The sequence below is a fragment of the Marivita sp. NO-S04 genome (genome assembly GCF_059070475.1).
Genome location: NZ_CM180980.1, coordinates 358,225 through 384,188 on the forward strand (window position 1 = coordinate 358,225; position 25,964 = coordinate 384,188).

28 protein-coding genes and 1 pseudogene are annotated in these 25,964 nt (G+C 59.4%); 18 read left to right on the forward strand and 11 right to left on the reverse strand.

Going from position 1 to position 25,964, the window contains the following annotated elements; genetic code table 11:
* Positions 1 to 8: 8 nt before the first annotated feature.
* Positions 9 to 1,130, reverse strand: a complete 1,122-nt coding sequence (ald, locus tag ACK3EW_RS01880; RefSeq protein WP_493808224.1) for an alanine dehydrogenase — start codon at positions 1,128 to 1,130, stop codon at positions 9 to 11.
* 137 nt (positions 1,131 to 1,267) lie between these two features.
* Here ald and ACK3EW_RS01885 point away from each other — a divergent pair, with 137 nt between their 5' ends.
* Together ACK3EW_RS01885 and ACK3EW_RS01890 are read left to right on the forward strand one after the other, a co-directional pair.
* Entirely contained in the window at positions 1,268 to 1,726 is a 459-nt protein-coding gene (locus ACK3EW_RS01885; protein WP_085628119.1) for an Lrp/AsnC family transcriptional regulator, read from the forward strand.
* A 155-nt stretch (positions 1,727 to 1,881) separates the two neighbouring features.
* On the forward strand, positions 1,882 to 2,316 hold the full coding sequence (locus tag ACK3EW_RS01890) for an FKBP-type peptidyl-prolyl cis-trans isomerase (RefSeq protein ID WP_493808225.1): 435 nt from the start codon (positions 1,882 to 1,884) through the stop codon (positions 2,314 to 2,316).
* Positions 2,317 to 2,383: 67 nt separating this feature from the next.
* On the opposite strand, the gene ACK3EW_RS01895 is transcribed toward ACK3EW_RS01890, so the two are convergent.
* From ACK3EW_RS01895 to ACK3EW_RS01910, 4 genes are all read right to left on the reverse strand, one after another.
* The gene (locus ACK3EW_RS01895) at positions 2,384 to 3,196 is read right to left on the reverse strand and encodes a LysR family transcriptional regulator (protein WP_493808226.1); all 813 of its coding nucleotides are present in this window, start codon (positions 3,194 to 3,196) and stop codon (positions 2,384 to 2,386) included.
* A gap of 225 nt (positions 3,197 to 3,421) precedes the next feature.
* Positions 3,422 to 5,140, reverse strand: coding sequence for a methionine--tRNA ligase (gene metG, locus ACK3EW_RS01900; protein ID WP_493808227.1), 1,719 nt, complete (start codon positions 5,138 to 5,140; stop codon positions 3,422 to 3,424).
* 70 nt (positions 5,141 to 5,210) lie between these two features.
* The gene (locus ACK3EW_RS01905) at positions 5,211 to 6,431 is read right to left on the reverse strand and encodes an MFS transporter (RefSeq protein WP_493808228.1); all 1,221 of its coding nucleotides are present in this window, start codon (positions 6,429 to 6,431) and stop codon (positions 5,211 to 5,213) included.
* A 48-nt stretch (positions 6,432 to 6,479) separates the two neighbouring features.
* Positions 6,480 to 7,169 carry an ImuA family protein gene (locus ACK3EW_RS01910; protein ID WP_493808229.1) on the reverse strand — a complete coding sequence of 230 codons (690 nt, stop codon included), beginning with the start codon at positions 7,167 to 7,169 and terminating at the stop codon, positions 6,480 to 6,482.
* A gap of 132 nt (positions 7,170 to 7,301) precedes the next feature.
* On the opposite strand from ACK3EW_RS01910, the gene modA reads away from it, so the two are divergent.
* Genes modA through ACK3EW_RS01930 form a run of 4 tightly spaced genes read left to right on the forward strand, consistent with a single transcriptional unit; the run spans position 7,302 to position 10,947 of the window.
* Positions 7,302 to 8,075 (forward strand): molybdate ABC transporter substrate-binding protein, encoded by a 774-nt coding sequence (gene modA / locus ACK3EW_RS01915; protein ID WP_493808230.1) that lies wholly within the window; start codon positions 7,302 to 7,304, stop codon positions 8,073 to 8,075.
* Entirely contained in the window at positions 8,072 to 8,770 is a 699-nt protein-coding gene (gene modB, locus ACK3EW_RS01920) for a molybdate ABC transporter permease subunit (RefSeq protein WP_493808231.1), read from the forward strand. The genes modA and modB overlap by 4 nt, the downstream gene beginning before the upstream one ends.
* On the forward strand, positions 8,767 to 9,864 hold the full coding sequence (gene modC, locus ACK3EW_RS01925) for a molybdenum ABC transporter ATP-binding protein (protein ID WP_493808232.1): 1,098 nt from the start codon (positions 8,767 to 8,769) through the stop codon (positions 9,862 to 9,864). The genes modB and modC overlap by 4 nt, the downstream gene beginning before the upstream one ends.
* A 39-nt stretch (positions 9,865 to 9,903) precedes the next feature.
* On the forward strand, positions 9,904 to 10,947 hold the full coding sequence (locus ACK3EW_RS01930) for an aldo/keto reductase (protein WP_493808233.1): 1,044 nt from the start codon (positions 9,904 to 9,906) through the stop codon (positions 10,945 to 10,947).
* Between the two features lie 20 nt (positions 10,948 to 10,967).
* On the opposite strand, the gene ACK3EW_RS01935 is transcribed toward ACK3EW_RS01930, so the two are convergent.
* Positions 10,968 to 12,245, reverse strand: coding sequence for an MFS transporter (locus ACK3EW_RS01935; protein WP_439121412.1), 1,278 nt, complete (start codon positions 12,243 to 12,245; stop codon positions 10,968 to 10,970).
* A 134-nt stretch (positions 12,246 to 12,379) separates the two neighbouring features.
* On the opposite strand from ACK3EW_RS01935, the gene ACK3EW_RS01940 reads away from it, so the two are divergent.
* Positions 12,380 to 13,507, forward strand: a complete 1,128-nt coding sequence (locus ACK3EW_RS01940; RefSeq protein ID WP_493808234.1) for a CaiB/BaiF CoA transferase family protein — start codon at positions 12,380 to 12,382, stop codon at positions 13,505 to 13,507.
* Between the two features lie 52 nt (positions 13,508 to 13,559).
* Here ACK3EW_RS01940 and ACK3EW_RS01945 read toward each other — a convergent pair.
* Positions 13,560 to 13,892, reverse strand: a pseudogene (locus ACK3EW_RS01945) (transposase); the annotation flags it as partial.
* A gap of 63 nt (positions 13,893 to 13,955) precedes the next feature.
* A complete protein-coding gene (locus ACK3EW_RS01950; protein WP_493808235.1) occupies positions 13,956 to 14,807 on the reverse strand; it encodes a helix-turn-helix domain-containing protein in 852 nt (283 codons plus the stop codon).
* Between the two features lie 120 nt (positions 14,808 to 14,927).
* Between ACK3EW_RS01950 and ACK3EW_RS01955 the strand changes: the two genes are divergently transcribed.
* The gene (locus ACK3EW_RS01955; RefSeq protein WP_493808236.1) at positions 14,928 to 15,860 is read left to right on the forward strand and encodes a fatty acid desaturase; all 933 of its coding nucleotides are present in this window, start codon (positions 14,928 to 14,930) and stop codon (positions 15,858 to 15,860) included.
* Positions 15,861 to 15,879: 19 nt separating this feature from the next.
* Positions 15,880 to 16,782 (forward strand): EamA family transporter, encoded by a 903-nt coding sequence (locus ACK3EW_RS01960; protein WP_493808237.1) that lies wholly within the window; start codon positions 15,880 to 15,882, stop codon positions 16,780 to 16,782.
* On the opposite strand, the gene ACK3EW_RS01965 is transcribed toward ACK3EW_RS01960, so the two are convergent.
* Both ACK3EW_RS01965 and ACK3EW_RS01970 read right to left on the reverse strand, forming a co-directional pair.
* Positions 16,779 to 17,483 carry an NUDIX hydrolase gene (locus tag ACK3EW_RS01965; RefSeq protein WP_493808238.1) on the reverse strand — a complete coding sequence of 235 codons (705 nt, stop codon included), beginning with the start codon at positions 17,481 to 17,483 and terminating at the stop codon, positions 16,779 to 16,781. The genes ACK3EW_RS01960 and ACK3EW_RS01965 overlap by 4 nt on opposite strands.
* 27 nt (positions 17,484 to 17,510) lie before the next feature.
* Complete coding sequence (locus ACK3EW_RS01970) at positions 17,511 to 17,906, reverse strand: DUF983 domain-containing protein (protein ID WP_439120632.1); 396 nt, start codon at positions 17,904 to 17,906, stop codon at positions 17,511 to 17,513.
* A 233-nt stretch (positions 17,907 to 18,139) separates the two neighbouring features.
* Here ACK3EW_RS01970 and ACK3EW_RS01975 point away from each other — a divergent pair, with 233 nt between their 5' ends.
* The 4 genes from ACK3EW_RS01975 (at position 18,140) to ACK3EW_RS01990 (ending at position 20,107) form a co-directional block, all read left to right on the forward strand.
* A complete protein-coding gene (locus ACK3EW_RS01975; RefSeq protein ID WP_493808239.1) occupies positions 18,140 to 18,625 on the forward strand; it encodes an EF-hand domain-containing protein in 486 nt (161 codons plus the stop codon).
* 82 nt (positions 18,626 to 18,707) lie between these two features.
* Entirely contained in the window at positions 18,708 to 19,304 is a 597-nt protein-coding gene (locus ACK3EW_RS01980) for a sigma-70 family RNA polymerase sigma factor (RefSeq protein WP_439120630.1), read from the forward strand.
* Positions 19,282 to 19,623 carry a hypothetical protein gene (locus tag ACK3EW_RS01985; RefSeq protein WP_439120629.1) on the forward strand — a complete coding sequence of 114 codons (342 nt, stop codon included), beginning with the start codon at positions 19,282 to 19,284 and terminating at the stop codon, positions 19,621 to 19,623. Before ACK3EW_RS01980 ends, ACK3EW_RS01985 begins: the two co-directional genes overlap by 23 nt.
* Position 19,624: 1 nt before the next feature.
* A complete protein-coding gene (locus tag ACK3EW_RS01990) occupies positions 19,625 to 20,107 on the forward strand; it encodes a periplasmic heavy metal sensor (protein ID WP_493808240.1) in 483 nt (160 codons plus the stop codon).
* A gap of 21 nt (positions 20,108 to 20,128) precedes the next feature.
* Here the strand turns inward: ACK3EW_RS01990 and ACK3EW_RS01995 are convergent, their stop codons facing one another.
* Entirely contained in the window at positions 20,129 to 21,532 is a 1,404-nt protein-coding gene (locus ACK3EW_RS01995) for a GGDEF domain-containing response regulator (protein ID WP_493808241.1), read from the reverse strand.
* A gap of 91 nt (positions 21,533 to 21,623) precedes the next feature.
* On the opposite strand from ACK3EW_RS01995, the gene ACK3EW_RS02000 reads away from it, so the two are divergent.
* The 5 genes from ACK3EW_RS02000 to ACK3EW_RS02020 all read left to right on the forward strand — a co-directional run bounded on the left by ACK3EW_RS02000 (position 21,624) and on the right by ACK3EW_RS02020 (position 25,955).
* Positions 21,624 to 21,908 carry a DUF3572 domain-containing protein gene (locus tag ACK3EW_RS02000; RefSeq protein ID WP_493808242.1) on the forward strand — a complete coding sequence of 95 codons (285 nt, stop codon included), beginning with the start codon at positions 21,624 to 21,626 and terminating at the stop codon, positions 21,906 to 21,908.
* A complete protein-coding gene (locus ACK3EW_RS02005; RefSeq protein ID WP_493808243.1) occupies positions 21,905 to 22,615 on the forward strand; it encodes an HAD family hydrolase in 711 nt (236 codons plus the stop codon). The genes ACK3EW_RS02000 and ACK3EW_RS02005 overlap by 4 nt, the downstream gene beginning before the upstream one ends.
* Positions 22,616 to 22,715: 100 nt before the next feature.
* On the forward strand, positions 22,716 to 24,275 hold the full coding sequence (locus ACK3EW_RS02010; protein WP_493808244.1) for a trimethylamine methyltransferase family protein: 1,560 nt from the start codon (positions 22,716 to 22,718) through the stop codon (positions 24,273 to 24,275).
* A 67-nt stretch (positions 24,276 to 24,342) separates the two neighbouring features.
* Positions 24,343 to 24,942, forward strand: coding sequence for a heme NO-binding domain-containing protein (locus ACK3EW_RS02015; RefSeq protein WP_493808245.1), 600 nt, complete (start codon positions 24,343 to 24,345; stop codon positions 24,940 to 24,942).
* Positions 24,939 to 25,955 carry a GGDEF domain-containing protein gene (locus tag ACK3EW_RS02020; RefSeq protein ID WP_493808246.1) on the forward strand — a complete coding sequence of 339 codons (1,017 nt, stop codon included), beginning with the start codon at positions 24,939 to 24,941 and terminating at the stop codon, positions 25,953 to 25,955. Before ACK3EW_RS02015 ends, ACK3EW_RS02020 begins: the two co-directional genes overlap by 4 nt.
* Positions 25,956 to 25,964 lie beyond the last annotated feature (9 nt).

Consider the following 25,964-nt stretch of genomic DNA (forward strand, 5'->3'; position numbering starts at 1 on the left):
TGTCTGGATTACGCTGCTTTGAGCAGCGTTTTTGGTTCTGTCACATCAAGACCAAGCGCCTGACCCACCGCATCATAAGTCAGCTTCCCAGCGTGCACGTTCAGGCCTGCAAGCAAGTGTGGATCGTCGGCACAGGCCTGCTGCCAGCCTTTGTCGGCAAGCGCCAGCATGAACGGCATCGTTGCGTTGCCAAGCGCGATAGTCGAGGTGCGGGCAACAGCCCCCGGCATGTTGGCGACGCAATAATGCATGATGCCATCCACGTCGTAGATCGGGTTTTCGTGCGTTGTGGCTTTCGATGTCTCGAAGCAACCGCCTTGGTCGATAGCCACGTCCACAAGCGCGGAACCCGGCTTCATCAGGCCAAGATCAGCACGGCTTACCAGTTTGGGGGCAGCAGCACCGGGGATAAGCACGGCACCGACAACCATGTCGGCGGTCGTGATCATCTCGGCAATGTTCGCTTGGCTGGCGTAGCGGGTGCGGAAGGTGCCCCCGAACACGTCATCGAGATAGCGCATGCGGGGCAGGGAGCGGTCCAGAACCGTTACGTCTGCGCCCATGCCAGCAGCGACGCGGGCCGCATGGGTGCCGACAACACCGCCACCGATCACCACAACCTGTGCCGGAGTAACGCCGGGCACGCCGCCCATCAGAACGCCGCGGCCGCCATTGGCCTTTTGCAGGGTCCATGCGCCCATTTGCGGGGCCAGCTTGCCAGCCACTTCGGACATCGGGGCCAGCAGGGGCAGGCCGCCAGTGCGGTCGGTTACGGTTTCATAGGCGATCGCGGTGCAGCCCGAGGCGAGCAGATCACGGGTCTGCTCGGGGTCCGGCGCAAGGTGCAGGTAGGTGAACAGCAACTGGCCTTCGCGTAGCATCTTGCGCTCGACTGCCTGCGGTTCCTTGACCTTGACGATCATGTCAGCGGTCGCAAACACTTCTTCCGCGGTGTCGATGATCTGTGCGCCGGCATCCGAATAAGCCGCGTCGTCAAAGCCTGCGCCAATGCCTGCACCTTTCTGGATCAGAACAGTATGGCCATGTGCAACGGCTTCCTGTGCCGCGCTCGGAGTGACGCCGACGCGGAATTCCTGGGGTTTGATTTCGGTTGGGCATCCGATTTTCATGACTGTCTCCTCCGACTCTGTCTATGGAGAGGATGCGCCTCTTTCGTTGCAATTTCGTATGGATCTTTGGCGGCAGACGGACCATCTTGCGAAGACCCTTCGAAGAATGGGGAATTTATCGGGAGGAAACTTGCGTCATGTCCCTAGATGACACAGATCGGCGGATTCTGCGCGTCCTGCAGCGCAAGGGTCGTATCTCGAATGCGGAACTGGCCGAGTCGGTGAACCTGTCGGCATCGGCCTGCCATCGCAGGGTTCAGAGGCTTGAAGCGGATGGGTATATCCGGGACTACGTCGCACTGCTCAATGCCCGAAAGCTGGGAATCCCGACAACTGTCTTTGTTGAAATCAAACTCAGCAGTCAGGCGGATGAGCTGCTTGAAGCGTTCGAAAAAGCCGTGGCGCGGGTGCCGGATGTTCTGGAATGTCATCTGATGGCGGGCACAGCTGATTACATCCTCAAGATCGTGGCCGAGGACACCGAGGATTTCGCCCGCATCCACCGGCAATACCTCACCCGGCTACCGGGAGTGGCGCAGATGCAAAGCTCTTTCGCGCTGCGCACGGTGTTTAAGACAACTGCACTTCCGGTCTAACAGCTCGTAGGACTCGAGTCTGTGCATCGCAGAAAATGCGCTCTGGCATAGGTGGTTTGTGTCTTTGCCGTCGTTTTGGTATTGTAGACTTATACGCTGGAGCACCCGCCTGAGATGCGGCCTCCCACATTCATCCCCCTACATACGGAGTATTCATGAGCCAGGTAAAAACGGGCGATACCGTTTCGATTCATTATACTGGAACCCTGACTGACGGTTCGACATTCGACAGTTCCGCCGGGCGTGACCCGTTGGAGTTTACGGTCGGCGCAGGCCAGATCATCCCCGGTCTCGATCAGGCAATCCCCGGCATGGCCGTGGGCGACAGCAAAACCGTTCAAGTGCCTGCCGATCAGGCGTACGGTCAGCGCGACCCCAATGCACAGCAAGCCGTGCCACGTGGCGAAATTCCAGCAGACATTCCACTCGAGCCGGGCACACAGTTGCAGATGCAAACACCCACGGGTCAGGTTGTCCCGGTCATGGTCGCCAAAGTCACCGAGACCGAGGTCACCTTGGACGCAAACCACCCGCTTGCCGGGCAGGATCTGACGTTCGACGTGGAACTGGTCGAGATCAAGGCCGCATAAGTTCGGCTCTGGGCTGGGCCACCTTGCGGTGGCTCAACTTCAGTGCGCCTGCGACGAGAACCGTGTCTTACCGATTGCCAAGGATCGAAACGATCTCGTCAATCGCAGCCCTTACCGGCGGATCCTGGCGCCCATCCTGATGCGTGACCAGCCACGATTCGTGGCGTAACTGGGCAATAGGATCGGATCGACGCGACAGCGTTTTCAAGGCGTCGCCAACAAAGGTCGGCAGCACGATCTGGCCATGACCCGATTCCGCCAAATCCAGACATAACCTTGGATCGTTTGCCGTCGCCTTTATGTCATCCGCATGATGTGCGTACAGCCAGCGTTGTGATGGCACGTCCGGCTGTGACGTGACAAATCCTGTGACGCCCGGCTTGCCGTACAACGCGAACTCGACCGGAGAAAGCTGTTGCCGTGCGAGCCAAGGATGCTCTGGCGGCGCATTCCGAATACCGATATCCGCTTCTCGTCGTGCGACATCAAGACGGGCATTGGCTGGCACAAACTTGGGTTGCCAGATGCGTGTGTCGTTCGGCTGAAGGCGCTGTGCCAACATACGCGATGTCCAGAAACCTGCTGTAATGCGCACGGGCAATTGCTTGTCACCTAAAGATTGCCAGCGCGCGATCCGATACCGGACATCCGCCAATCCATACAGCTCGGCCGCAAGCGACCGACCGTCGGCTGTCAGGGCGTAGCCATTCGGCCCTCTTTGAAACAGGGTCCTTCCCAGCTTGCGTTCCAGCGCAGCCATCCTGCGCGACAAGGTTGGCAATGGGATGCGTGTCGCCCGATGCGCAGCACTCAGCGATGCACTTTGCGCGACAGTCGCAAACAGCTCCAGATCATCCAATGAGGTTGGGGTTTCATCCATGAAACCCACGTTGCCAAAATGCGCGCTGATGCACCAGTCATTTCCAGCGCAAAATCATTCCCGACTAACAGGAGCGGAATGAATGGATGATCTTGATCTTTACCCGCAGAACCCCAAACCCCCGCGCACAGAGCGCGACATCATCAAATCCCGCGTACGGAGCTATCACAAATGGGCACGTCGGAGGCGTGTCTTGCGGCTGCGCGCGATGCTGTTTGGATGGCTTCAGGTACGAACCCCGGCGAACCGTTCTTGCCAGCTTGCGCGCTCTTCGTCGCTGATCTTGCGGAACGTTACCTCGGGCACCGAGAACACATGACCCTCCGGCAGAGCCTGAACGGCTGATGCCACGTCGGCAGGCCAGTTGGCGTCTTCCGCATGCATCGCTGTCAATAGCTGTGCCGAAGCATCCGGGATGAACGGGCTTGAGATCACAGCATAGAACCGGATCAGGTTGAGCGCGATGCGGATTTGCATGGCTGCCGCATCCGGGTCTTCCTTGAACGTGGTCCAAGGGGCCACGTCCTGCAGATATTCATTGCCCAGAACCCAAAGCGCCCGCAACGCCGCCGCTGATTTGCGAACTTCGATTGCGTCCATATGAGCTTCGTAATCGCGCAGACCTTTTTCGAGATCCGCAACCAACTGTTCTTCGCGCGCACCTGGAGTGCCCCCAGCCGGAACTGCCTCGGAGAACTTGGAGCGACAGAATTTCGTCACGCGGCTGGCGAAATTGCCCAGAACATCAGCGAGATCCTTGTTCACTGACCCTTGGAAATTCTCCCAAGTGAATTCGCTGTCCGAGCTTTCCGGGGCGTGGCTTAGCAGCCACCAGCGCCAATAGTCTGCGGGCAGGATTTCAAGCGCCTGATCCATGAAGACACCGCGGCCCTGCGACGTGCTGAACTGGCCACCATCGTAGTTCAGATAGTTGAACGATTTGATGTAGTCGACCAGCTTCCAATCTTCGCCTGACCCGAGGATCGTCGCGGGGAAGCTGAGCGTGTGGAACGGCACATTGTCCTTGCCCATGAATTGGGTGTAGCGGACGTCGTCTGCGCCACGGTCAGTACGCCACCAACGTTCCCAATCGCTATCACTCTTGCCATGGGCCTCGGCCCATTCACCAGCACAGGCGATGTATTCGATGGGCGCGTCGAACCAGACATAGAAGACCTTACCTTCCATGCCGGGCCAATCGTCTTCGCCCTTTTTGACCGGAATGCCCCAGTCCAGATCGCGCGTGATCCCGCGATCCTGGAGACCGTCCCCATCGTTGAGCCATTTCTTAGCAATGGAGGTCGTCAGGATTGGCCAGTCGGTCTTGCTGTCGATCCACTCCTGCAGTTTGCCGCGCATGTCGGATTGGCGCAGGTACAGGTGCTTCGTCTCGCGCACCTCAAGGTCGGTCGATCCGGAAATGGCAGAGCGCGCATCAATCAGATCGGTTGGGTCAAGCTGTTTGGTGCAATTCTCGCACTGGTCGCCGCGCGCCTTGTCGTAACCGCAATTGGGGCAGGTGCCCTCGATATAGCGATCGGGCAGAAAGCGTTTGTCGGCATGGCTGTAGACCTGCTTTTCGCTCACTTCTCGGATCAGGCCAGCGTCTGCGAGACGGCCTGCCAGATGCTGGGTCAGCTTGTGGTTCTGTGGGCTGGACGAGCGGCCGAAATGGTCGAAGGACAGGCGGAACCCTTGGGCAATCTCCGACTGCACAGCGTGCATCTCTGCACAGTAGTCGGCCACAGGTTTACCTGCTTTGGCGGCGGCCAGTTCGGCTGGCGTGCCGTGTTCATCTGTGGCGCACAGAAACATGACCTCGTTGCCGCGTGCCCGCAGATAACGCGCATATAGGTCGGCAGGCAATTGGCTGCCCACGAGGTTTCCGAGGTGCTTGATCCCGTTGATATAGGGGATTGCCGACGTGATGAGATGCCGTGCCATGTCCTATGCGCCTGCTTTGTCACTGAGGTTTGGGCCGCTTTAGCGGATCACAGGCGCAAGTGCCAGAGCATCAGTCCTTTTCTCGACTGGATCGCATCAACCGTCCGATCAGGAACGAAGTGCGGGGGGCATAGACATAGGGTGTCTTGGCCTGACTTGGGCGCGCACGCATGCGGATCAGACCGAAGATCACCAATCCGGCATGGCCCACAGCGATCATCGCAAACAGAGCCGGAGGCCCGTAGACCCCCATCAGCACCGAAGCGAGATAAGGCGCTGCGATCGCACCGCAGGCATACCAGAACATAAGCGCGGCAGAGAGTTCGACCCGTTCACTGGAACTGGCGAAATCATGTGCGTGGGCGGCGGCGACGGAGTAGATCGGAAAGGTGGTCAGACCAAAGATCATGGCAGTGAGGAACACTCCGGACGTCGGCAAGTCGGTGAGCGAGGCTGTCATCACACAGGACGCGATGGCTGCAACAGATAGCCAGATCAACACCCAGCGCCGGTCGTATTTGTCGGCGAGCCATCCCACCGGGTATTGCGCCAAAGCGCCCCCTGCCACGAAAGCCGCCATGAACAGTGCAATCTGATCAAGGGCAAGTCCGACACCCTGCCCGTAGACTGGACCCACCATGCGAAAGGACGCTGATGAGATTGCAGCGACGATGACACCAGCCGCAGCGAGAGGAGAACGGGCCACGGCAAGCATCGGGCGCAGTCGGGGCGCGTCCGGTGTTTCGGGCTGAGGCCGTGTGGTCAAGGCCAGCGGCAGCAGGGCTGCACAGCAGAAGATCGCAAGCAGATTGTAGCTGATATAGGCCGCAGGGGTCAGCACGCCGATCAGCAATTGTGCAATCAGCGACGCACCCATGTCTGCGATCCGGTAGAGACCCATGGCCCGGCCACGGGTCTCGTTGGTGACTTCGGCCTGCAGCCAGGCTTCGATCACCGTGTAGCAGCCTGCAACGCAGACTCCGGTGGCGATCCGCATCAACGCCCAAGCGACAGGGTCGGCCCACATCATGTGGCTGAGTAACCCGATGGCTCCCAGCACGGTAAAGGCGGAAAAGGCGCGCGCGTGCCCCACGGTCCCCATGAGGCGGGGTGCCCACCAGCATCCAATAAAGAACCCAACGAAATGTGCAGAGCCCAGCATGCCGATTTCGGCGGTCGTAAAGCCCAGCGTGATGCCTGAAATGGCATCGAGTGGACCGACACCACCAGACGACAGCTGCAACAGGGCAACAGACAGAAACAGTGCGGCGAAAGAGATAGGCAGGCGCATAATGGCGACCCTAACCGACGCGACCGGGGCCGGTCGCCCATATTCGACTTATGGTGTCGTTTCCCGGGTGTGGCCCAAGGAATTTCGTACGAAATTCCTTTGCTGTGCAGAAATTTCGTACGAAATTTCTGGCTCCGACGCGGCGGGCATCAGTCCGGTCTGTCTCCGTATCATCAGCCAAGCGCGGGGTGGTGCCATGCGGGCGCGCAGGCGGCTCAGGGTCCAATGGCCCGCGCCGTTATGATGCGCCGGTTCCAGCGACCAGCGGGTTTCGATCCCTGGCGCACCGCCCTGACCTGGGGTCAGAAGCAGGGCTAGGGGGCGGCAGGCACCTATACCGCAGCCCGCTTCGGCGGCAAGATGCAGGCGGCGGATCGGCACCATCGCGGGGGGGGCTGTCAGATCAGCCACCACCACGGGGGCATGACCGTCGCGCAGTGCGTCTTCCATGGCCCAAAGGACCATGTCCTTATTGGAGGGCGTGACAAACAGGATATGGCCGGGCGTGATCTGGTCTGCGATGGCCTCGGGGCAGAGGTATTCGGTCGCCGCTTGCTGCGTGATCCAGACCACGGGTCCGCCCAGTTGTGTGACGATCGACACGGCCAGCATGTGCCGCGCCTGCCCGCAGAGTTCGTGCACGCGGCCCAGCCGCAACGCGATTTCGGGATCACCCAGCGTGATCTGCGGCGCGGGGCGATGAGGGCGTCGGGACAGAAGGGTGGCGGCATTGTGCATGGCAGCATTTTATATGTTCCTATTTTGTTCTCAAGAGATTCGTCGCACCCTGCGTGTCAGCCCTTGCCTCGGATCGGTGCAATTGGTCAGGTACGTCAAAGATTTGCCCTCAAGGACAAGGTTCTGTCTGTCGTGATCCCGATTTTGCGCGCCACATTGGTTGCGATTTGCTTGGCTCTGCCTGCAAAGGCGGCAGACCTGACGGTGTTCGCGGCCGCCTCTTTGGGCGACGCGATGGCAGAGCTTGCGGCAGTATGGGAAGCCGATACCGGGCAGGGCGTGACGCTTGTTCTGGCGGGCAGTTCTACACTTGCACGCCAGATCGACGCCGGGGCACCTGCAGATATCTATGTCTCTGCGAACGAAACGTGGATGGACTGGCTGGTCACGCAAGGCAGGGCTGTGCCGGAAAGCCGTGTCGACATCGCGTCAAACCGCCTTGTGCTGGTGGCACATGACCCGGCCGCCGCCTCGGATGCGGATATCACACCGGGCACTGACATCATGGGCGCTTTGGGCCCGGCGGAGCGTCTGGCCATCGCCTTGCCCGAAGCGGTGCCTGCGGGTATCTATGCCAAGACAGCCCTCACTGATCTTGGGCTTTGGGAGGGACTGCAAGCGCGGCTGGCCCCCACCGACAACGTCCGTGCGGCGCTGGCGCTTGTGGCTTTGGGTGAAACGCCCTTGGGCATCGTTTATGCGACCGATGCAAAAGCAGAGCCGCGCGTTGTCACCGCTGGAGTGTTTCCCGAAAACAGCCATCCGCCCATCCGCTATCCGGCAGCCGTCATTTTGAACTCCCCGCCACCGGAAGACGCATCCGCCTTCGTGGCATGGCTGGTTAGCCCTGTGGCGCAAGAGATTCTGAGCCGCTTTGGGTTTCTTCCCGTCGGGATGGCGGAATGATCGGATGGCTTGGCCCAGAGGAATGGCAGGCGGTTGCCTTGTCGCTCAAGGTGTCGTTCTGGGCGACGTTGCTCAGTCTGCCGTTCGGACTGTTGTGTGCGCTGGCGCTGGCGCGGGGCCGGTTCATCGGGCGGGATGTGTTGAATTGGCTGGTCCACTTGCCGCTCGTGCTGCCGCCTGTCGTAACGGGCTATCTGCTGTTGCTTGGGTTTGGAAGGCAGGGGCCTATCGGGTCCGCGCTGGATGACATTTTCGGAATTACGCTGGCCTTTCAATGGACCGGGGCTGCATTGGCGGCGTCGATTATGGCCTTCCCACTGATGGTGCGTGCCATACGTCTTGCCATCGAAGCGGTTGATCCCAAGCTGGAAGAGGCCGCGGCCACGTTGGGGGCAAGCCGGATCAAGGTGTTCAGTACGGTAACCCTGCCACTGATCCTGCCGGGGATCATCGCGGGGGCGGTTTTGGCCTTTGCCAAAGCAATGGGGGAATTCGGCGCGACGATCACGTTTGTCTCGAACATCCCCGGTGAAACCCGCACTGTGCCCTCGGCGATCTACGCGTTCCTGCAAGTGCCCGGCGGCGAGACCAGCGCGATCCGTCTGGTCATCGTTGCTGTGGCCATAGCCATCGGCGCATTGATCCTTTCGGAATGGTTGTCGCGTCGGGTTGCAAGGCGGATTTCGGGCGCATGAGTCTTTCAGTCGATATAAGGCGATCCTTTGGCGGGTTTGATCTTGATACCGCTTTTGACGCGCCCGAGGGCGTGACTGTTCTGTTCGGGCGATCCGGAAGCGGCAAGACCTCGGTTGTGAAATCGGTGGCGGGCCTTGTGACGCCGGACGACGGCAAGGTCACCCTGAACGGGCGCATTTTGTTCGATGCCGCTGCGCGCACCAATGTTTCCGTGCACCAAAGGCGTTTGGGCTATGTGTTTCAGGACAGCCGCCTGTTTCCGCATCTGAGCGTGCAGGACAATCTATGCTATGCCGCACGTGTTAGCGGACGCGGCGCGAAAGACCCAAGGGAAGTCGGAGCGCTCTTGGGGATATCGCATCTTTTGGATCGTCGCACCCATTCGCTGTCAGGCGGAGAGGCGCAACGCGTGGCGATTGGACGGGCACTTTTGTCGGAACCCGATATGCTCTTGATGGACGAACCACTGGCTTCGCTCGATGGGCCACGTAAGGCTGAGATCCTGCCGTATCTCGAAACCCTGCGCCGCGAAACTGGGCTGTCGATCCTGTACGTCACCCACAACATGGCCGAGGTGGCGCGCCTTGCCACCCATATCGTTCTGATCGACGATGGCCGTGTCGTGCGGTCGGGCGCACCCGAAGAGGTGCTGACCGATCCCGACATGGTGCGCCTTCTGGGCATCCGCGATGCCGGCGCGGTCCTGTCTGCCACTGTCTCGAGGCACTATTCCGACGGCCTGAGTGCCCTCGCGATCTCGGCCGGAGAAATTATGCTGCCAACGGTAGATGCGCCGGTTGGCGCGAAAATTCGGGTCCGCATTCTTGCGCAGGACGTCATTTTGGCCCGTGCGCGTCCCGAAGGACTCTCTGCGCTCAACATCCTTCCCGCGCGCGTGCTTGCTGTGCGCCGCGGCGAAGGGCCGGGTGTGATCGTGCAGCTTCAGGCTGGCGAGGACCGCCTGCTGGCCCGGATCACCCGCCGCAGTGCCGACACGCTGAACATCATCGAAGGGGCTGAATGTTACGCGGTGATGAAATCTGTTGCTGTCTCCCAGACGGACATCGCTGTCGGCTTGCAGACCGGGCTTTAGCCGCTACTTTGCGCGCAACCGAATTCGAAGGAACGCGCGATGAAGATGAACCGACTGGGCAAAACCGATCTGATGGTGTCCGAACTGTGCCTTGGCACGATGACCTATGGCAACCAGACACCCCAAGTGGATGCACATACCCAAATGGATCTGGCGCTGGATGCCGGGATCAACTTCATCGACGCCGCCGAGATGTATCCGGTGAACCCGATTGCCAAGGAAACCATCGGACTGACCGAAGAGATCCTTGGCAATTGGTTCAAGCAAACGGGGCGTCGCAACGAGTGGATTCTCGCAACCAAACATTCCGGCGAAGGGATGGAGCATGCCCGCAACGGCGCTCCTATTTCCAGCAAGACCGTTCCCGAGGCCGTCGAGGGATCGCTGAAGCGGCTTAAGTCCGATCACATCGACCTTTACCAACTGCACTGGCCCAATCGTGGGTCTTATATGTTCCGCAAGAACTGGACCTTTGATCCGACCACCCAGAACCGGACCGAGACGCTTCAGAACATGGCCGATGTGCTGGGCGCGCTGGGCCGCGAGATCGAGAAGGGGCGCATCCGGCATATCGGACTGTCCAACGAAAGCGCATGGGGCACGATGATGTGGTTGCAGGTGGCGCAGGCGATGGCTGGGCCGCGGATGGAAAGCATCCAGAACGAATACTCGCTCATGTGCCGCATGGCCGACACTGATCTGGCCGAGGTGATGGTGCATGAAGAGGTGTCGCTCTTGCCGTTCTCGCCTCTGGCCGCTGGATTGCTAACCGGGAAATACCAGAACGGTGCGGTGCCCGATGGTTCGCGGATGGCGATCAATGGCAACCTAGGGGGCCGCAAAACAGACCGTGCGTTCGAGGCAGTTGATGCCTATGCGAAGGTTGCGCAAGAGGCTGGGCTTGATATGGCTTTGATGGCCTTGGCGTGGTCGGCGCAGCGGCCTTTCGTGGCGTCCTCGATCTTTGGCGCGACAACGGCCGACCAGTTGGTGCACTTGCTCAAGGCAGAGGATATGACGCTGAGCGCAGACGTTCTGAAAGCTCTGGACGAAACGCACAAAAAGCATCCGATGCCGTACTGATATTTTTGAGGACGTGGCGATCAAGCGCTGCCGGTGGCTTCTTCTGCCCTAGGCGGCACCATATCGGTGTGTGCCGGTTCAGGTAGTGGGACCGGTCGGCTGCCTGTTTTCCCCAGCCTTGTCGGCAATTTGCTGGACAAAGCCCACGCGCCCACCAGGGCCGTCGCCCCAGCGCCAAAGATCGCTGCCAAGGGGGCCACGAGCAGCACCAGCCACGCCACTCCGGGTGTCAGGATGCCCGACACGTCCCGGAAACTGGAATAGACGGCGGACATTTCGGTCCGTTCCGACGGTTTGACGGCAAGCAGGAACGGCAACCCCGCAGAGACATCGAGCAGGATCAGGAAAAAAGATCCCGACATCAAGCACAGCACGGTAAGCCATGGAAGGCCGGACAACAAAGCCGCAGCCCCAAAGAGCAGCCCAGACATCAAGAACCCGGTGCGGACGGCATGCCGGATTGAGAAGCGTTGCATGAATCGCAGCATGAAGGGTGTCACGAACAGCGCCGCATTGGAGATCGACAGCGCGATCCCGCCCAACTGTTCGCCCAGCCCCGACTGGATTGCAAAAATCGGCAGATAAACAACATAGACCCACCATCCGCAGGATCGGATCACGGCAAACAGCCATCCGGCTACCAGACGCGGCTGCGCAAAGAACCGAGGCAGGAATCCCAATGGATTGGTAGGCGCCCGTCGGCTTTTGGTGATGAGCTTGCCATTGCCCATGCGCATTGCAAGGAACATCAGCAACATTGCCGAAGACGCGACTGCCGCTACGAGGAATGGTGCGGGTTCCCACCATTTAAGCAACACGACGCCCAGAACCGGTCCAACTGTCCACCCAGCCGCGCTGTAGAACATACGCGAGGTTTCGCACCGCCCCAGTTCGATCTTGGCGATATAATCCAGTACATAGGCGTTGAAGCAGACAAAGGTGGTAACCGTCGCGGCCGAGGTCAACGTCAGCCCGATGATGGTTGCCATCGCTGATCCGTCGATGGCCAAAAGCGAGCCTGCAATAAAGCAGCACGCGCCTGACATGTAGACCCAACGTCGTGGCAGGAACCGCGCGAGGAAGGGCACAAGCAAACCAGTCAAAAGCGACGCGATCCCGATCAGGAAATAGACCTGCGATACAAGCGCTGCGTCTTGCAGGGCCTGATACATCCGCAGCGGAAAGACCGATATCAGAATGCCTCTCGCCACAGCTTCCGCCGCAGCCAGCATGGCAAAGCCGCGCACGCTGGGTGCAGGTGCGTGGCGGAGCCACTCGGGTATGCGTCGTTCGTGCATGTCTTGCCTTTGGAGTCGTGCACCACGATTAACAGCCCGGCCAACTCATGCATTGCCGTCTGCGACCCAATGTCGTTTTCTTGGAACGACACACAAAGGTCGTTGTTGTGCGATCCAAGTCTGAAAGGTTGTTCATGCCGAAAGACAGACCTCTCGCCGGTGTTCGCATCGTCGAGATTGAAGGGATTGGTCCCGGTCCATTTGCGGCGATGATGCTCGCTGATCTTGGGGCGGATGTGGTCGTCGTGCATCGCCCTCGGTCTGGGCCTGTGATCGGGTTGATGGACCGCCCCGTCACTGACCGGGGCAAGCGATCTTTGGTGCTGGATTTGAAATCTGACGCGGATCGGGACGTGGTGCTCAAGCTACTCGTCCATGCCGATGGGCTGATCGAAGGGTTCCGCCCCGGCGTAATGGAAAGGCTGGGGCTTGGGCCAGACATCTGCCACGCGGTCAATCCTCGTCTGGTGTACGGGCGCATGACCGGTTGGGGTCAGGACGGGCCGTTGGCGGAACGCGCAGGGCATGACCTGAACTACATCGCGATGGCGGGCGCGCTCTGGTCATCTGGGCTAGATGATGAACGTCCTGCTGTGCCGCCGACTTTGGTTGGTGATATCGGTGGTGGTGCGTTGTATCTTGTCGCGGGGATGCTGTCAGGGATCATCGCCGCCGGGCGCACTGGGCAGGGAACTGTCGTCGATGCCGCGATCTATGACGGGGCAGCGCATATGCAGAACCTATTGATGTCGATTGCAGGCAGGGTCGAGGACGGACCATCCGCGCAGGCCAATCCGCTGGTTGGGGCACATTGGTCGCGGACCTATCGCTGTGCAGATGGCGAGTTCGTCAGCGTTCAATGCCTTGAGCCGAAATTCTATGCAGAGTTTCTTGGTAAGCTTGGTCTTTCGGAAGACATGGACTTCGTTGAAAATCAGTTCAACAAAGACGCATGGCCCGGTTTGGCAGACCGACTGGCACTGATCTTTGCTGCGCACAAAAGGTCTCATTGGGAAAAGCTGTTTGATGGCAGCGACGCCTGCGTCGCCCCGGTCCTGTCCCCACGCGATGCTTTTGCACATCCGCAAAATATGGCACGGCAGACATGGCACGAGGTCAATGGCGTCCTGCAAGCCGCGGCCGCCCCGCGCTTTGATGGCCAAAGTCCGCTATTTCCGGCGAGTATTCCCGAACGGGGGCAGGACACCAAAACAATCTTTGATGCGCTCAGGGCATCCCCTGAGTGGCCTTATGCGAATTAGGTTTCGGTTTTGAACAGCTTTATCATTCACTAAAATAGGGTCAGGATTCATAACCAATAGATGACGATGGTCGCGAGGGCGATTGCCGAGAGGAAAACCTTGGGGCATCGATAATCACGGTCTTCTCCTCGCCGTGTTCTGCAGCCAGCCCGACTATCATCCGAGCGAAGATTCCTTTCTCGCTCCAACGCTTCCAGCGGCTGTAAAGTGTCTTATGCGGACCATAAGCGGCAGGGGTATCGCGCCATCTCAACCCATTGCGATTGATAAAGATAATCCCACTCAACACACGCGGATCTTCGACGCGAGGTTTTCCGTGCGACTTCGGAAAGAAAGGTTCCAAACGCGCCATTTGCGCGTCGCTAAGCCAAAAAAGATCGCTCATGTCACAGCTCCGTTTTCGGAACCGTGAACCAGGCAGTGCAACCGAAATCAATGCATCCTGACCCTAGCCACTCAAAAGTGCGCGCAATTCTGACAGGTGATCCGGGAAAGATCGCGCGGTGATCCGTGACTGCCGCACCAGGTTGTCGAAATGGTCAGAAAATGCCCGAACGCGCTGGGTGTCGCGGAACGCGAGGTAGTTACTGCCCAGATAGATCACCGCGAGCAACGGTCCGAACACGGTGATCGGCGCGGAATAGACCTGTCGTGCATCGAAGAGATACACGCGCAGCCTTGGGTAGAGCGTTTGGGTCAGGTTGAGCCAGTGCTCGATTTGTTGCTTGCGCACCTCGAGCGGCAGATCGGCGTAATAGCCTGTCCCATCGACAAAGCTTTGCACCTCGAAAAGTGGCATGGCGATTTCGTAATCCGAAGCCGACTGCCGCATCCACGCCAACCGATTGGCCGATGCGGTGATCGCCTGCGCGGTGGTGCGTCCGAGATGGGGGCCGTATTCCCAAGTGAGAACTTCGTTGGTCTTGAGCATGTCCGGTAGTCCAGCGGGTACATAACGGATCTTGTAGCCTTCGGCCTCTCGGTGCCAGTCGAAGATTTGCTGGTCCACCAAGGCACGAGGCGCATTGGTCAGGGTCAATGCGTTTGCCAGCAGGTCTGTTGCGTTTTCGGGATGTTCTGAGAGTCCAAGAAGCCAGTCCGCCGAAACGCCAAGCACACTGGCACAGGCCCCCACCACATGCGCGTTTGGCAGCCTAGCGGCATCATCCCGCAAAAGCTGTGAGATTGTTGACCGGTCGATGCCGGTGCGCCGAGCCAGTTCGCTTTGGTTCGTTCCAGATCGGCGGATTGCGATCAGCAGGCGTGTGCGGAACAGATCGGCCCGTTGCAGCTTGTCCATTGGTAAACCCAACATTTGGTGATATTAATCACAGTTATAGATAATTGTGCACTGTTGTCAGAATTCTGCAAGTCAGGCGCGGGCTCTATGGTGATCACTGGGAACTCTTGGGATCACTTTATGACAGACATGCCTTTGCCGCGATCGGCAGAGCTGCGGCGCGCAGCTGAATGGCCGACGCTTTTGATGCTCGGCATCACCTATGGCCTTTGGGGTGTCTCGACTGTCTGGATCAGCGATGTTTCGGTTTTTCTGGCCATCCTGCTATGCGCTTGGGCCGGGGCCCAGCATTCATCGTTGACCCACGAGGCGCTGCATGGGCATCCCACCCGGAGCAAGCTTCTGAACGCGGCGTTGGTGTTTCCGCCGCTCACACTTGTGGTGCCGTATATGCGGTTTCGCGACACCCATCTTGCGCATCACCGGGATGAGAACCTGACCGATCCCTATGACGATCCAGAGACCAACTATCTGGACCCGGCTGTCTGGAATCGCCTGCCTGCATGGCGCAAGGCGTTGTGCCGCGCGAACAATACGCTGGCAGGGCGTCTGATCCTTGGTCCCTTCGTTGGCCAGATTGCGTTCATGGGCGCCGATTGGCGTTTGATCCGCGCGGGTGACCGCCGTGTTTTATTGGGCTGGGTTTTGCACATCCCCGCAGCCGCCAGCGTCATCTGGTGGATGACATTAGTTGCCACGATGCCGATCTGGGCGTGGTTGCTGTCGGTTTACATGGCTTTGTCGCTTCTCAAGCTGCGCACTTTTCTCGAACATCGCGCCCATGATCGCACAACCGCCCGCACTGCAATTGTTGAGGATCGCGGGTTTTTCGGATTGCTCTTTCTCAACAACAATCTTCACGTGGTGCATCATTTGCATCCGGGCGTGCCGTGGTATGCGTTGCCAGAGCTTTACCGGACGCGTCGATCCCAGTACCTCGCATCAAATCAGGGGTATCGCTACGAAACCTATGGCGAGGTTGCCCGCAAGTATCTGTTCCGCGCCAAGGATCCTGTACCACATCCGCTTTACCGGGATGGACAAGGCCGTTGACGTGACGCCATAGAGGCGCATGGAACTCTGGATCTTCGCCAGCGTCGCGGCGGCCTTGTTTCAGACCGTCCGGTTCATGCTGCAAAAAGTGCTGAGCATGGATGTGCTGAGCACTGCAGGCTCGACTTTTGCGCGCTTTGCCTACGCCGCCCCGGCAGCGATGCTTGTGACGTTGGCTTATCTGTGGGTCCGCGAGACGCCGTTCCCCACGCTAGATGGCTGGTTCTGGTTCTACGCATGGGTGGGGGGCGTGTCGCAAATCCTTGCCACGGTGTGCGTGGTTGCGCTCTTTCGGCAACGTAACTTCGCAGTCGGGATCACCTTCAAGAAAACTGAAGTCATTCAAACCGCCATTGTCGGCGTTGCTCTGTTCGGCGCAGACGTCTCTTTGGCAGGGTGGGGCGCGATCCTCATCGGGCTGATCGGTGTTCTGCTGCTGTCGCGAACGCCGGGCCTGGATCAGGGGGTGTGGTCCAGCCTGACCAGCCGCGCTACAGGGCTTGGGCTGACATCCGGGTTCTTTTTCGCGTTTTCTGGCACCAGCTACCGGGCGGCATCGCTCCAGATCGACAGCGAGGACGCGTTGTTGCAGGCGGCAGTGACATTGACCTGTGTGACAGCCTCCCAGTTCATCGCCATGGCGCTTTGGCTGCGATGGCGCGAGCCGGGGCAACTCAGTGCGGTGTGGCGCGCACGCAAAGTGGCGGTCTGGGTAGGGCTGACGTCTATGGCAGGGTCAATGGGGTGGTTCACTGCCTTCACCTTGCAGACAGCGGCTTATGTACAGGCCGTAGGTCAGATCGAGCTGATCTTTTCGCTGATGGCGTCGGTGTTGTTCTTCAAAGAAAAGACGACAGCGCGGGAACTGCTCGGGATCGGCTTTCTGGCGCTGTCGATCCTCGCCTTCATCCTTGTCATCTAGTCGGTCATCGGTCGGCCATAGAGCCGCAGGAACAGGCTTTCTTCGTCATCGTTGCGAAAGAAAGGCACGGAGGCGGGCGGGTCTTTCTGTGCGGCGCGGGCCGCAACTTCGGCCAGAACCACCTCTGTAATGAAGGGCAGATCAAAGCTGCGCACGCGGTCCAGTGCGATCCACTGCAAATGTGCCAATTCATCGGAGGCGGCAGAAAAATCGTCAGGGTCGCTGGCCAGATCATCGGCATCCAGCAGGAAGAACCGCGCGTCGAACCGGCGCGGGCGGCCCGGCGGCGTGATGGCGCGAAAGACGAATTGAAGAGGCGATGCGCTGGGCAAATGACCGGTCGCAGCAAAGTCGCGCCAGTTGTCCGGTGGGCTCTCCCACGTCCCAGCACGCCCGAGGATCTGGCCGGTTTCCTCCCACAACTCGCGAATTGCGGCTCCGGCCAAAGCTGTTGCACGGTCTTCTGGCACGCCATCGGTCAATCGGTTTGCACAAAGCGCGGACAACGGGTCGGCGAAGGGCACTTGCGCATCTTCAGGATCGACCGCGCCTCCGGGAAAGACGAATTTGTTCGGCATGAAGGCGGCGTTTGCACCGCGTTGTCCCATGAGCACGCTGGGTTCGTGATCGCGGTCGCGCAGCACGATCACCGTGGACGCATCACGGATGGCAGTCTTATCGATCAGTCCCGGTTCGATCACGCAGGCTTCCTTCACAGTGGCGAAGGGTCAGGGCGCACTGTCTGCGAACCCACCCATCTGTCGTGACCATTGGAATGCCACGATTGCGCCCTTCAATCTGGGAAGAAGGTAGAGTGTCAGAGCAACGCAGCCAACTGCGAAGATCGTGAACAAGACAAGCGGTTCCGGGCGGAAGTTGACGAACACTATGTGCAGAAGCGGCGCCATGAGGTGGCCGACGATGAGAATCGTCAGATACGCGGGGCCATCATCGGCGCGGTGGTGATGCAGCTCTTCGCGGCACACCGGACAGGTGTCGCGGACCTTGAGGTAGCCGCTCAGCAAAGGGCCACTGCCGCATTTCGGACATTTCCGTCGCCATCCCCTGCGCAGCGCAGGCCAAGTCGGACGTTCGTCCTCTTCAGTTACGTGTGATAAAGTCATGATCGCTCTCCCGCGGTCAAAATGGCGGTCCCTGTCAGCGATGAATAGTGACCAAACTGTCCTTGCGGCTGGATGTCGCAAATCACGGACCTGTGATGGCGATCTGAAATTTTCTGCGACGGGAACATCTGCCTGCCCCGTGAAACGCAGTGGATGCCAAGACGACAGAGTGTCGATCTGGCCCAGTGTTAAAAAGCACCGGTCAACAGGCCGGACATGAAAAGGAAAAACAGATGACCAAGAACAAGCAGGTTTCCGCACTCGTGATTGCAGCCCTTCTCGCCACCACGGCTGGTGAGGCTTTTGCACAAGACACTGCCTCGCGCGAGGATCGTCGCGCCGCGATGTTTGCCGAACTGGATACCAACGGCGATGGAACCGTGTCTGCCGAGGAATTCGAGGCACGCGCTGATCGCTTTGCCCGGGCCGACACCAATGGCGATGGTCTGTTGACCGCTGCAGAAATCGCGGCTGCGGGTGAAGAGCGCGCCGCGCAACGCGCCGAACGGATGATTGCGCGCCTTGACAGCAACGGTGACGGCGCATTGTCCGAAGATGAAATCTCGTCCCGCCGCGACCCCGCACGCATGTTTGAACGGCTCGATGCAAATGACGATGGCACGGTGAGTGCCGAGGAATTCGCAGAGGCTCGTATGGGTGGGAATGGTGGCAAACGCGGCGGCCTGTTCGGTGGCAAGCGTCACGGCGGCGATCGCTGAGCCGATGTTACTGTCCCGAGCGGTGTATGTGCATCGCTCGGGACACCTGATAAATTGGACCGGAAACCAGACACACGGTGGCATGACACAAAGTCAGACCGATCCTGCTGCGGAAGCGGCGTTGCTTGATGCCTACGCCGCCGGTGATGCCGACGCGGCGCGGACGCTTGCGACAAAATACACGCCACTGGTTTTTGCGCATGCGTTTCGGATGCTCAATGACCGCGCCGAGGCCGAGGATGTTGCGCAAGAGGCAATGTTGCGGCTGTGGCGGCATGCTCCGGGCTGGGACAGTGCAGGCGGCGCATCGGTGCGCACATGGCTTTACCGGGTGACGGCGAACCTGTGCATCGACCGATTGCGCAAGACCAGACCAGACGGGCTGCCGGATGATCTGGACGTCGCCGATGACGGGCCGGGGGCCGAAGCGCGATTGCAAAACAAGGCGCGCAAGATGGCGCTGGAAGATGCGCTGATGCAATTGCCCGACCGACAAAGACAGGCGGTCGTGTTGCGACATATAGAAGGTCTGGGCAACACCGAGATCGCCCAGATCATGGACATTGGGCCACGTGCGGTGGAAAGTCTGACCGCACGCGGCAAACGGGCCCTGGCCACGCTTCTCAGCGGCCAGCGCAAAGGTTTGGGATACACAGATGACACAGTCGAAACCTCGTAGTGACGACCCGCTTGAGGCGGCCTTTGCCGCAGCGCGTCAGACGACGCCACCGCTGCCGGATGGTTTGCTGTCGCGTGTCATGGCAGATGCCGCAGCGCAGATGCCGGTGTCGGAGCGGCAGCCGTTCTGGCGACAGGTCTTCGGGACATTGGGTGGATGGCCCGCCATGGCTGGGCTTGCGATGACAGCCTGCGTCGGGGTCTGGGCTGGTGGGGCGCTGACCGACGACCTGATGGTTGTCCTTTCACCGGTCGATGCTGCGGCGCTGGATATCGGAGCCGGGCTTGGGGCCTTCGATTTGCTACTGGTGGATGGCTGACATGGCGGAGAATGCAAAACCGAAAGCACCGCTCTGGATGCGTGTGACGCTGTTTGTGTCCGTTGCGCTGAACCTTCTTGTCGTCGGTGCCGTCGCAGGGTTTTTTGTCACCGGTGGACCGGATAAGCGATCCGACCGCACACGTACGGATTATGGCGCATTCTTTATGCGCGCGCTGAGCGATGAAGATCGTCGCGCGCTGCGGCGTGATTTCGAGGCGGGTTTACAGCGCCAAGGGCGCGATCGCGGGGCGTTTGTCAATGAGCTTCAGTCCACGCTGGAGATCCTGCGCGCGACCCCATTCGACCGCGACGCCTTTATCACATCGGTCGCCGACCAGTCGCGCGGTCGCGCCGAGCGCGAAGAACTGGGCAAAGAGGTTTTGGTCAACCGAATTGTGGCCATGACCGACGCGGAGCGCGCCGCGTATGCCGACCGCCTTGAAGAGCGTTTGCGTGATATCGCGAACCGGATTCGCCGCTGAGCGCCGATCTTCGCTCTGTCGTCATTGATCGCCATGCGTCCCACCTAAAGGCCGTTCATGAGAGCTGGCCAGCAGCGCTATGTCGATCCGGTTGCGGCCATTGCGTTTGGCGGAATACAGGGCATTGTCGGCAGCGCGTTGCAAATCTGTCGTAGACATGCGGTCGTTGCGATGGGCTACGGCAAGGCCGATGCTGATCGTGGCCCGCACATGCGTGCCTGCGTTCAATGCAATCGGATTGTCAGCAACCGCGTCGCGCAACCGCAAGGCCACATCATGCGCTTGTTCTGCTTCGACGTTCGGCAGCACGATCAGGAACTCTTCTCCGCCATAGCGCGCAATGAAATCCCCATCGCGCAGCTTCGATCTCATTGTCCGGGCCAATTGCGCAAGGATCACATCGCCTGCCGCATGACCGTGATTGTCGTTGATCGCCTTGAAGTGATCGACATCAGCAATCATCATCGCAACTGCCCGTGGCTGCGCGGTCAGCACATGATCCATTTGCAAAAGGTATTCTTCCATAGCGGTGCGATTGCTGAGTCCTGTCAAAGCATCCACGTAGGCTTTCTGGGCAAGCTCTGTTGTTTCTTTGCGCTTGCGGTCCGCATCGCGTTTGCGGCGGGCAAGCCTATCGATTCGAAGCCTTAATTCAGTGGCGGTGATGGTCGTGGGCACCTGATCATCCGCCCCGAGGTCCAGCGGAGAAGCAATTTGGGAGGGGCAGTCGGTCACAAAAAGAATGCGGCTATCGCGACTGGTGGGATGGCTCCGCAGAGCCACGAGCGTATCGCGCGTCCCGTCGTCGGACCCCGTCTCGAGGAGGATATAGACGTCGCTTTCGACATCCGGGTTACGCCGCGCCAGTTGCGCGGATGTCGGCCTTATGTCGATACCGGAGACAGCCGAAACGTCGCTCAGGATCTTGTCGAACCATATCTCTGAATTCCGTGCCACAAAGCTTACGACAGTCTTGGGGGAAAATTCGGGAACGGCCTCTGCAAGGCCAGTGACAGTTTGAGTCTGCGGCTGCCGATACCATCCTTCGGACTGACCACTTGTACGCATGAAACTGCGCACCCGGGCCTTGAGATCGACGCCATCACTGTTCATGTCGATCACATCATGTGCACCATCAACAAGGGCACTGACACGCGCCGATTGATTCTCACTGCGCACGGCCACAACAACGGTGGTGAACTGCGTTTGCGTATTGCCGCGTAATGTCTTGCAGAACTGACGAAGACGGAGGCCGGGCAGGTCGTCGGCGATAAACACGACATCAGGCGGATCTTTACGGATGAGAGCCAATCCTTCGGTTTGCGTATCCGCAAGGTCGACGGGATACGCCGCCGTGTCGAGTTGCGCGCGCATGTGAATGCGGCGGGTGCTGATGGCGTCGATGATTAGAACGGACCTTTGCACGACGACTCCGGTTGCTTGGCAGGCGTTAAGACTTTGCTCACCAATTCTTTGCCGCTATTTGGTTAAAAAAGCGTTTGGGAAATATCTAAAAATGTCGATTTCAAAAGACGGGGCAGAGCAACTCGCGATCAAGGCGATTGTCTGGCTTGCAGGAAATGACGATTTGCTACCGGTCTTCATGGGGTCGACCGGGGTAGACGAAGCGGCGTTCCGTGACGGTGTCGGGGTGCCCGAGTTTCAGGCCTCGGTGCTTGATTTCATCATGATGGACGATGCTTGGGTGATCGCGTTCTGTGACAATGAAGGCATCCCTTACGACCGACTGATGCAGGCGCGGGCAGCGTTGCCGGGCGGTGCGCAGGTACATTGGACATGACCGTGATCGACCCGCGCGAGATCACTGCGATCTTGTTCGACAAAGACGGCACGCTGTTCGACTTCGGCGCGACATGGAACGCATGGGCGATGGCTTTTCTGATGCGCCTGGCCGAAAACGACCGCGACCGCGCAGTTGCTTTGGGACATGTCATCGGTTTCGATCTGCAGGCTGGGGTTTTCGCGCCCGACAGTTTTGTCATTGCCGGAACGCCTGATGAGCTTGTCGCGACACTCGCACCATATTGCCCGCATCTGTCTCCCAAGGCCCTGTTCGCATTGATCAACGAAGAAGCCGCAGCTGCGCCGATGGCCGAGGCCGCCCCGCTTTTACCTTTGCTGGAGCAGCTTGCCGCAGCCGGGTTGCGGCTTGGCGTGGCAACGAATGATGCCGAGGCGCCGGCCTTTGCACATCTTGATGCGGCGGGTGTCCGTCAAAACTTCGATTTCATTGCCGGATCTGACAGCGGTTACGGAGCAAAACCCGAACCGGGCCAATTGCTGGCCTTCTGTTCCGCCGTTGGCGTTGAACCAAACAGGGCGCTCATGGTTGGCGACAGCACCCATGATCTTATCGCTGGGCGCGCTGCCGGAATGGGAACGGTTGCCGTGCTGACCGGTCTGGCCAATGCGGCTGATCTGGAGCCTTTCGCGGACCTTGTATTGCCTGACATCGGGCATCTTCCGGGGTGGCTTGGCCTCAAATGATCTTGGTCCGAAAGGACCAAAAGCGACCGTATGAGTCGTGTTCCGGCAGGATAAGTCCCCTCTGCGGTGCCTAGCTAAAGTGGCAACGCAGGAGGACGTCATGACAGAGGCCACCACACGCAAACGACGGAGCGGAGGGCGGTCCGGCCACGCCGTGCGCCGTGGCACGTCGGTGATCGAACAGCTGCCGTGGAGCTTGCCGATCAATATCGACCGTCCGACAGAGCCCTTGACCGAAGAGGGAGTCGCGCGGGTTCACGATACGGCAATGATCATCCTCGAAGAGATCGGGATCGAATTCCTGAACCCAGAGGCGGTGCGCATTCTCAAAAAAGCAGGCTGCACTGTTGACGGCGAAAACGTGAAGATGGGCCGCGATTTCGTTATGGAATGGGTGCGCAAAACGCCGCGGTCCTTCACGATCACACCGCGCAACCCGGATCGCCGGATCGTTGTCGGTGAGGGGCATATCCTGTTTGGCAATGTATCGTCACCCCCCAACTATTGGGACATGGAAATGGGCCGTAAGGTGCCTGGCACCCGCGAGATGTGCCGCAATTTCCTCAAGCTTTCACAGTACTTTAATTGCATTCACTTCGTTGGTGGATACCCCGTGGAACCTGTGGATATCCATGCCAGTGTGCGGCACCTCGATGTGCTTTACGACAAGCTGACCCTGACTGACAAAGTGGCCCACGCCTATTCGCTGGGCAAGGAACGTGTCGAGGACGTCATGGAGATGGTCCGCATCGCCGGTGGTCTGACCCACGAGGAATTCGACGCCACCCCGCGCATGTATACCAACATCAACTCTACCTCACCGCTTAAGCATGATCATCCGATGATGGATGGCTGGATGCGCTGTGCGGCGCGGGGACAGGGCTGCATCGTGACGCCCTTCACGCTGGCTGGTGCGATGGCTCCCGTGACGATGGCGGGTGCTGTCGCGCAGTCTCTGGCCGAAGGGTTGAGCGCGATTGTATTGGCTCAGATCATCAACCCAGGCGCGCCTTGCGCCATCGGCACGTTCACCTCAAACGTCGATATGAAGTCGGGTGCGCCTGCGTTCGGAACACCGGAGTACATGCGCGCCACGCAAATGACCGGCCAGATGGCGCGCTTTTACGGTTTGCCGCTGCGATCCTCCGGTGTCTGTGCCGCGAACGTCCCCGATGGTCAGGCGATGTGGGAAACCGAACACAGCCTTTGGGCTGCGGTCCAGTCAGGCACCAACCTCGTCTACCATGCGGCGGGGTGGCTCGAAGGCGGGCTGATCGCCAGCCCTGAAAAATTCGTCATGGATTGCGAGGTGATCCAGCAGTTGATCCGCTACATGGATCCAGCAATCTGCGATGTGAGCGATGACGGGCTGGGCCTCGAGGCGATCCGCGAGGTCGGCAGTAATGGTCATTTCTTCGGCACGAAACATACGCAAGAACGCTACACCACTGCCTTCTACCAGCCGTTCCTGTCGGATTGGAAAAACTACGAGGCATGGGAGGCCGCAGGCAGCGTCTGGACCCCGGAGCGTGCGCACGTGATGTACAAAGCCATTCTCGAAGAATTCGAGGCACCTCCGATGGATATCGCCATCCAAGAGGAATTGGCTGCTTTCGTCGAACGCCGCAAAGCCGAAGGCGGCGCGCCGACCGATTTCTAATAAACCTGTGTTTGCCGTTTTTTAAGAACCGCACGTCATGGTGTGTGCCAAACAAAGGGCACACACCATGCACGGTCTCATCTTTCGCACACTCGAAGCGTTTATCTCTGACGCATTCGGACCCGATTGCTGGGCGCAGGCCGTCGCATTATCCGACCTGCCTGTCACGTCGTTCGAGGCGATGCTGCAATACGATGCTGCGTATTTTCCTATTCTTCTGACGGCTTGTGCCCAAAATCTTGATCGCGCGCCCTCGGTGATCCTCGAAGACCTGGGCGCGTACCTGATCACCCATCAGAATCACGCGTCGGTCCGACGGCTGATGCGCTTTGGTGGTGACACGTTTTCCGAACTGCTGCATTCGCTTGATGATCTGCCGGGCCGCACCCGCCTCGCGGTTTCCGGCCTTGAGCTGCCCCATGTGCACATCTGGGAACCGAATCCGCGGAATTTCACAATACATTGCACCGGAACCCCGACCGGGTTCGGCCATGTTCTTGTTGGATTACTGCGGGCGATGGCTGATGATTACGGAACGCTTGCAGTGCTAGATCATCGCGGCGTGCGCGACGGGGCCGAGGTCATCGAGGTGGAGGTTATCGAAACGGCCTTTGCTGATGACCGTGGGTTTTCACTGGCTGAAAACGAGGCGGCACATCTCGCATGATCTCAGTGACGGACCTCCTGCTCGCGATCCGTCCCTTGCATGTTTGCATTGGACCCACGGGGCATATCCGGCAAGTCGGCAAAAGCTTTTGCAAACTTGGCATAGATGACCCGACAGGTTCCCGCTTTCTCGAAGTGTTCGAGATAGTGCGCCCCGCGAAACCGGCGTCGATGTCCGACTTGCGCAACTTGGCAGGTCAAGTCCTGCGCCTGCGCCTTCGGGCAGAGCCAGGGTTTGGATTGCGGGGATTGGTGGTCGATGATCGGGCCGACGGAGCAATCCTTGATCTGTCGTTCGGCATTGCCGTAGTCGACGCGGTTCAGCGCTTTGGCCTGACCGCTCAGGATTTTGCCCCCAGTGACCTTGTGATGGAGCTTCTGTTTCTTCAAGAAGCCAAGTCCAGCGCGATGGCCGCGTCCTTCAGCCTGAATGCCCGTTTGAACGGGGCCCGACTGGCAGCTGAAACCGATGCGTTGACCGACGGGCTGACAGGGCTGCACAACCGTCGCGCGTTGGATGGTGCCTTGGCGCGGCTTGGGCAATCCGACACCGAATATGCCATCCTGCAAATGGATTTGGACCGCTTCAAACAGGTGAACGACACGCTCGGTCACAGTGTCGGCGATGCCGTTCTCAAACGCGTTGCCGCGATTGTGCGCAGCCACACCCGGCAGGATGACCTACTCGTGCGCGCTGGGGGTGACGAATTTGTTGTCGTCTGCCCCGGGCTAACGGATCACTCGCGGCTTACTTCCCTGGCAGCCGGGCTGATCCGCGACATTTCCGAGCCTGCGATAATCGACGGGCAAGACGTTACGATCGGGGCAAGCATAGGGATTGCCGTATCGCGCATGGTGGTGCGCTGCGATCCAGCGACACATGTCTCGCGTGCCGATGTCGCGCTTTACGCCGCAAAAAGGTCTGGCAGAGGGCGGCATCTTTTCTGGACTTCCGGCATGGGCGACAGTCTTGCGGACCTCGATCTGCCTGCCGCCCAGTCTCGGGGCGGATAACTGCAAAGC

What these genes read in the sequence shown, in the direction of transcription:
- ACK3EW_RS01970 (WP_439120632.1), bottom strand. Translation starts at nt 17,906, where the DNA reads ATGACTTTATCACACGTAACTGAAGAGGACGAACGTCCGACTTGGCCT.
- modC (WP_493808232.1), top strand. Translation starts at nt 8,767, where the DNA reads ATGAGTCTTTCAGTCGATATAAGGCGATCCTTTGGCGGGTTTGATCTT.
- ACK3EW_RS01950 (WP_493808235.1), bottom strand. Translation starts at nt 14,807, where the DNA reads ATGGACAAGCTGCAACGGGCCGATCTGTTCCGCACACGCCTGCTGATC.
- ACK3EW_RS01975 (WP_493808239.1), top strand. Translation starts at nt 18,140, where the DNA reads ATGACCAAGAACAAGCAGGTTTCCGCACTCGTGATTGCAGCCCTTCTC.
- ACK3EW_RS02010 (WP_493808244.1), top strand. Translation starts at nt 22,716, where the DNA reads ATGACAGAGGCCACCACACGCAAACGACGGAGCGGAGGGCGGTCCGGC.
- ACK3EW_RS01980 (WP_439120630.1), top strand. Translation starts at nt 18,708, where the DNA reads ATGACACAAAGTCAGACCGATCCTGCTGCGGAAGCGGCGTTGCTTGAT.
- metG (WP_493808227.1), bottom strand. Translation starts at nt 5,140, where the DNA reads ATGGCACGGCATCTCATCACGTCGGCAATCCCCTATATCAACGGGATC.
- ACK3EW_RS01960 (WP_493808237.1), top strand. Translation starts at nt 15,880, where the DNA reads ATGGAACTCTGGATCTTCGCCAGCGTCGCGGCGGCCTTGTTTCAGACC.
- ACK3EW_RS01930 (WP_493808233.1), top strand. Translation starts at nt 9,904, where the DNA reads ATGAAGATGAACCGACTGGGCAAAACCGATCTGATGGTGTCCGAACTG.
- ACK3EW_RS01990 (WP_493808240.1), top strand. Translation starts at nt 19,625, where the DNA reads ATGGCGGAGAATGCAAAACCGAAAGCACCGCTCTGGATGCGTGTGACG.
- ACK3EW_RS01905 (WP_493808228.1), bottom strand. Translation starts at nt 6,431, where the DNA reads ATGCGCCTGCCTATCTCTTTCGCCGCACTGTTTCTGTCTGTTGCCCTG.
- ACK3EW_RS01985 (WP_439120629.1), top strand. Translation starts at nt 19,282, where the DNA reads ATGACACAGTCGAAACCTCGTAGTGACGACCCGCTTGAGGCGGCCTTT.
- ACK3EW_RS01935 (WP_439121412.1), bottom strand. Translation starts at nt 12,245, where the DNA reads ATGCACGAACGACGCATACCCGAGTGGCTCCGCCACGCACCTGCACCC.
- ACK3EW_RS01895 (WP_493808226.1), bottom strand. Translation starts at nt 3,196, where the DNA reads ATGGATGAAACCCCAACCTCATTGGATGATCTGGAGCTGTTTGCGACT.
- ACK3EW_RS01940 (WP_493808234.1), top strand. Translation starts at nt 12,380, where the DNA reads ATGCCGAAAGACAGACCTCTCGCCGGTGTTCGCATCGTCGAGATTGAA.
- modB (WP_493808231.1), top strand. Translation starts at nt 8,072, where the DNA reads ATGATCGGATGGCTTGGCCCAGAGGAATGGCAGGCGGTTGCCTTGTCG.
- ACK3EW_RS02020 (WP_493808246.1), top strand. Translation starts at nt 24,939, where the DNA reads ATGATCTCAGTGACGGACCTCCTGCTCGCGATCCGTCCCTTGCATGTT.
- ACK3EW_RS02005 (WP_493808243.1), top strand. Translation starts at nt 21,905, where the DNA reads ATGACCGTGATCGACCCGCGCGAGATCACTGCGATCTTGTTCGACAAA.
- ACK3EW_RS02015 (WP_493808245.1), top strand. Translation starts at nt 24,343, where the DNA reads ATGCACGGTCTCATCTTTCGCACACTCGAAGCGTTTATCTCTGACGCA.
- ACK3EW_RS01890 (WP_493808225.1), top strand. Translation starts at nt 1,882, where the DNA reads ATGAGCCAGGTAAAAACGGGCGATACCGTTTCGATTCATTATACTGGA.
- ACK3EW_RS01955 (WP_493808236.1), top strand. Translation starts at nt 14,928, where the DNA reads ATGACAGACATGCCTTTGCCGCGATCGGCAGAGCTGCGGCGCGCAGCT.
- ACK3EW_RS02000 (WP_493808242.1), top strand. Translation starts at nt 21,624, where the DNA reads ATGTCGATTTCAAAAGACGGGGCAGAGCAACTCGCGATCAAGGCGATT.
- ald (WP_493808224.1), bottom strand. Translation starts at nt 1,130, where the DNA reads ATGAAAATCGGATGCCCAACCGAAATCAAACCCCAGGAATTCCGCGTC.
- ACK3EW_RS01910 (WP_493808229.1), bottom strand. Translation starts at nt 7,169, where the DNA reads ATGCACAATGCCGCCACCCTTCTGTCCCGACGCCCTCATCGCCCCGCG.
- ACK3EW_RS01885 (WP_085628119.1), top strand. Translation starts at nt 1,268, where the DNA reads ATGTCCCTAGATGACACAGATCGGCGGATTCTGCGCGTCCTGCAGCGC.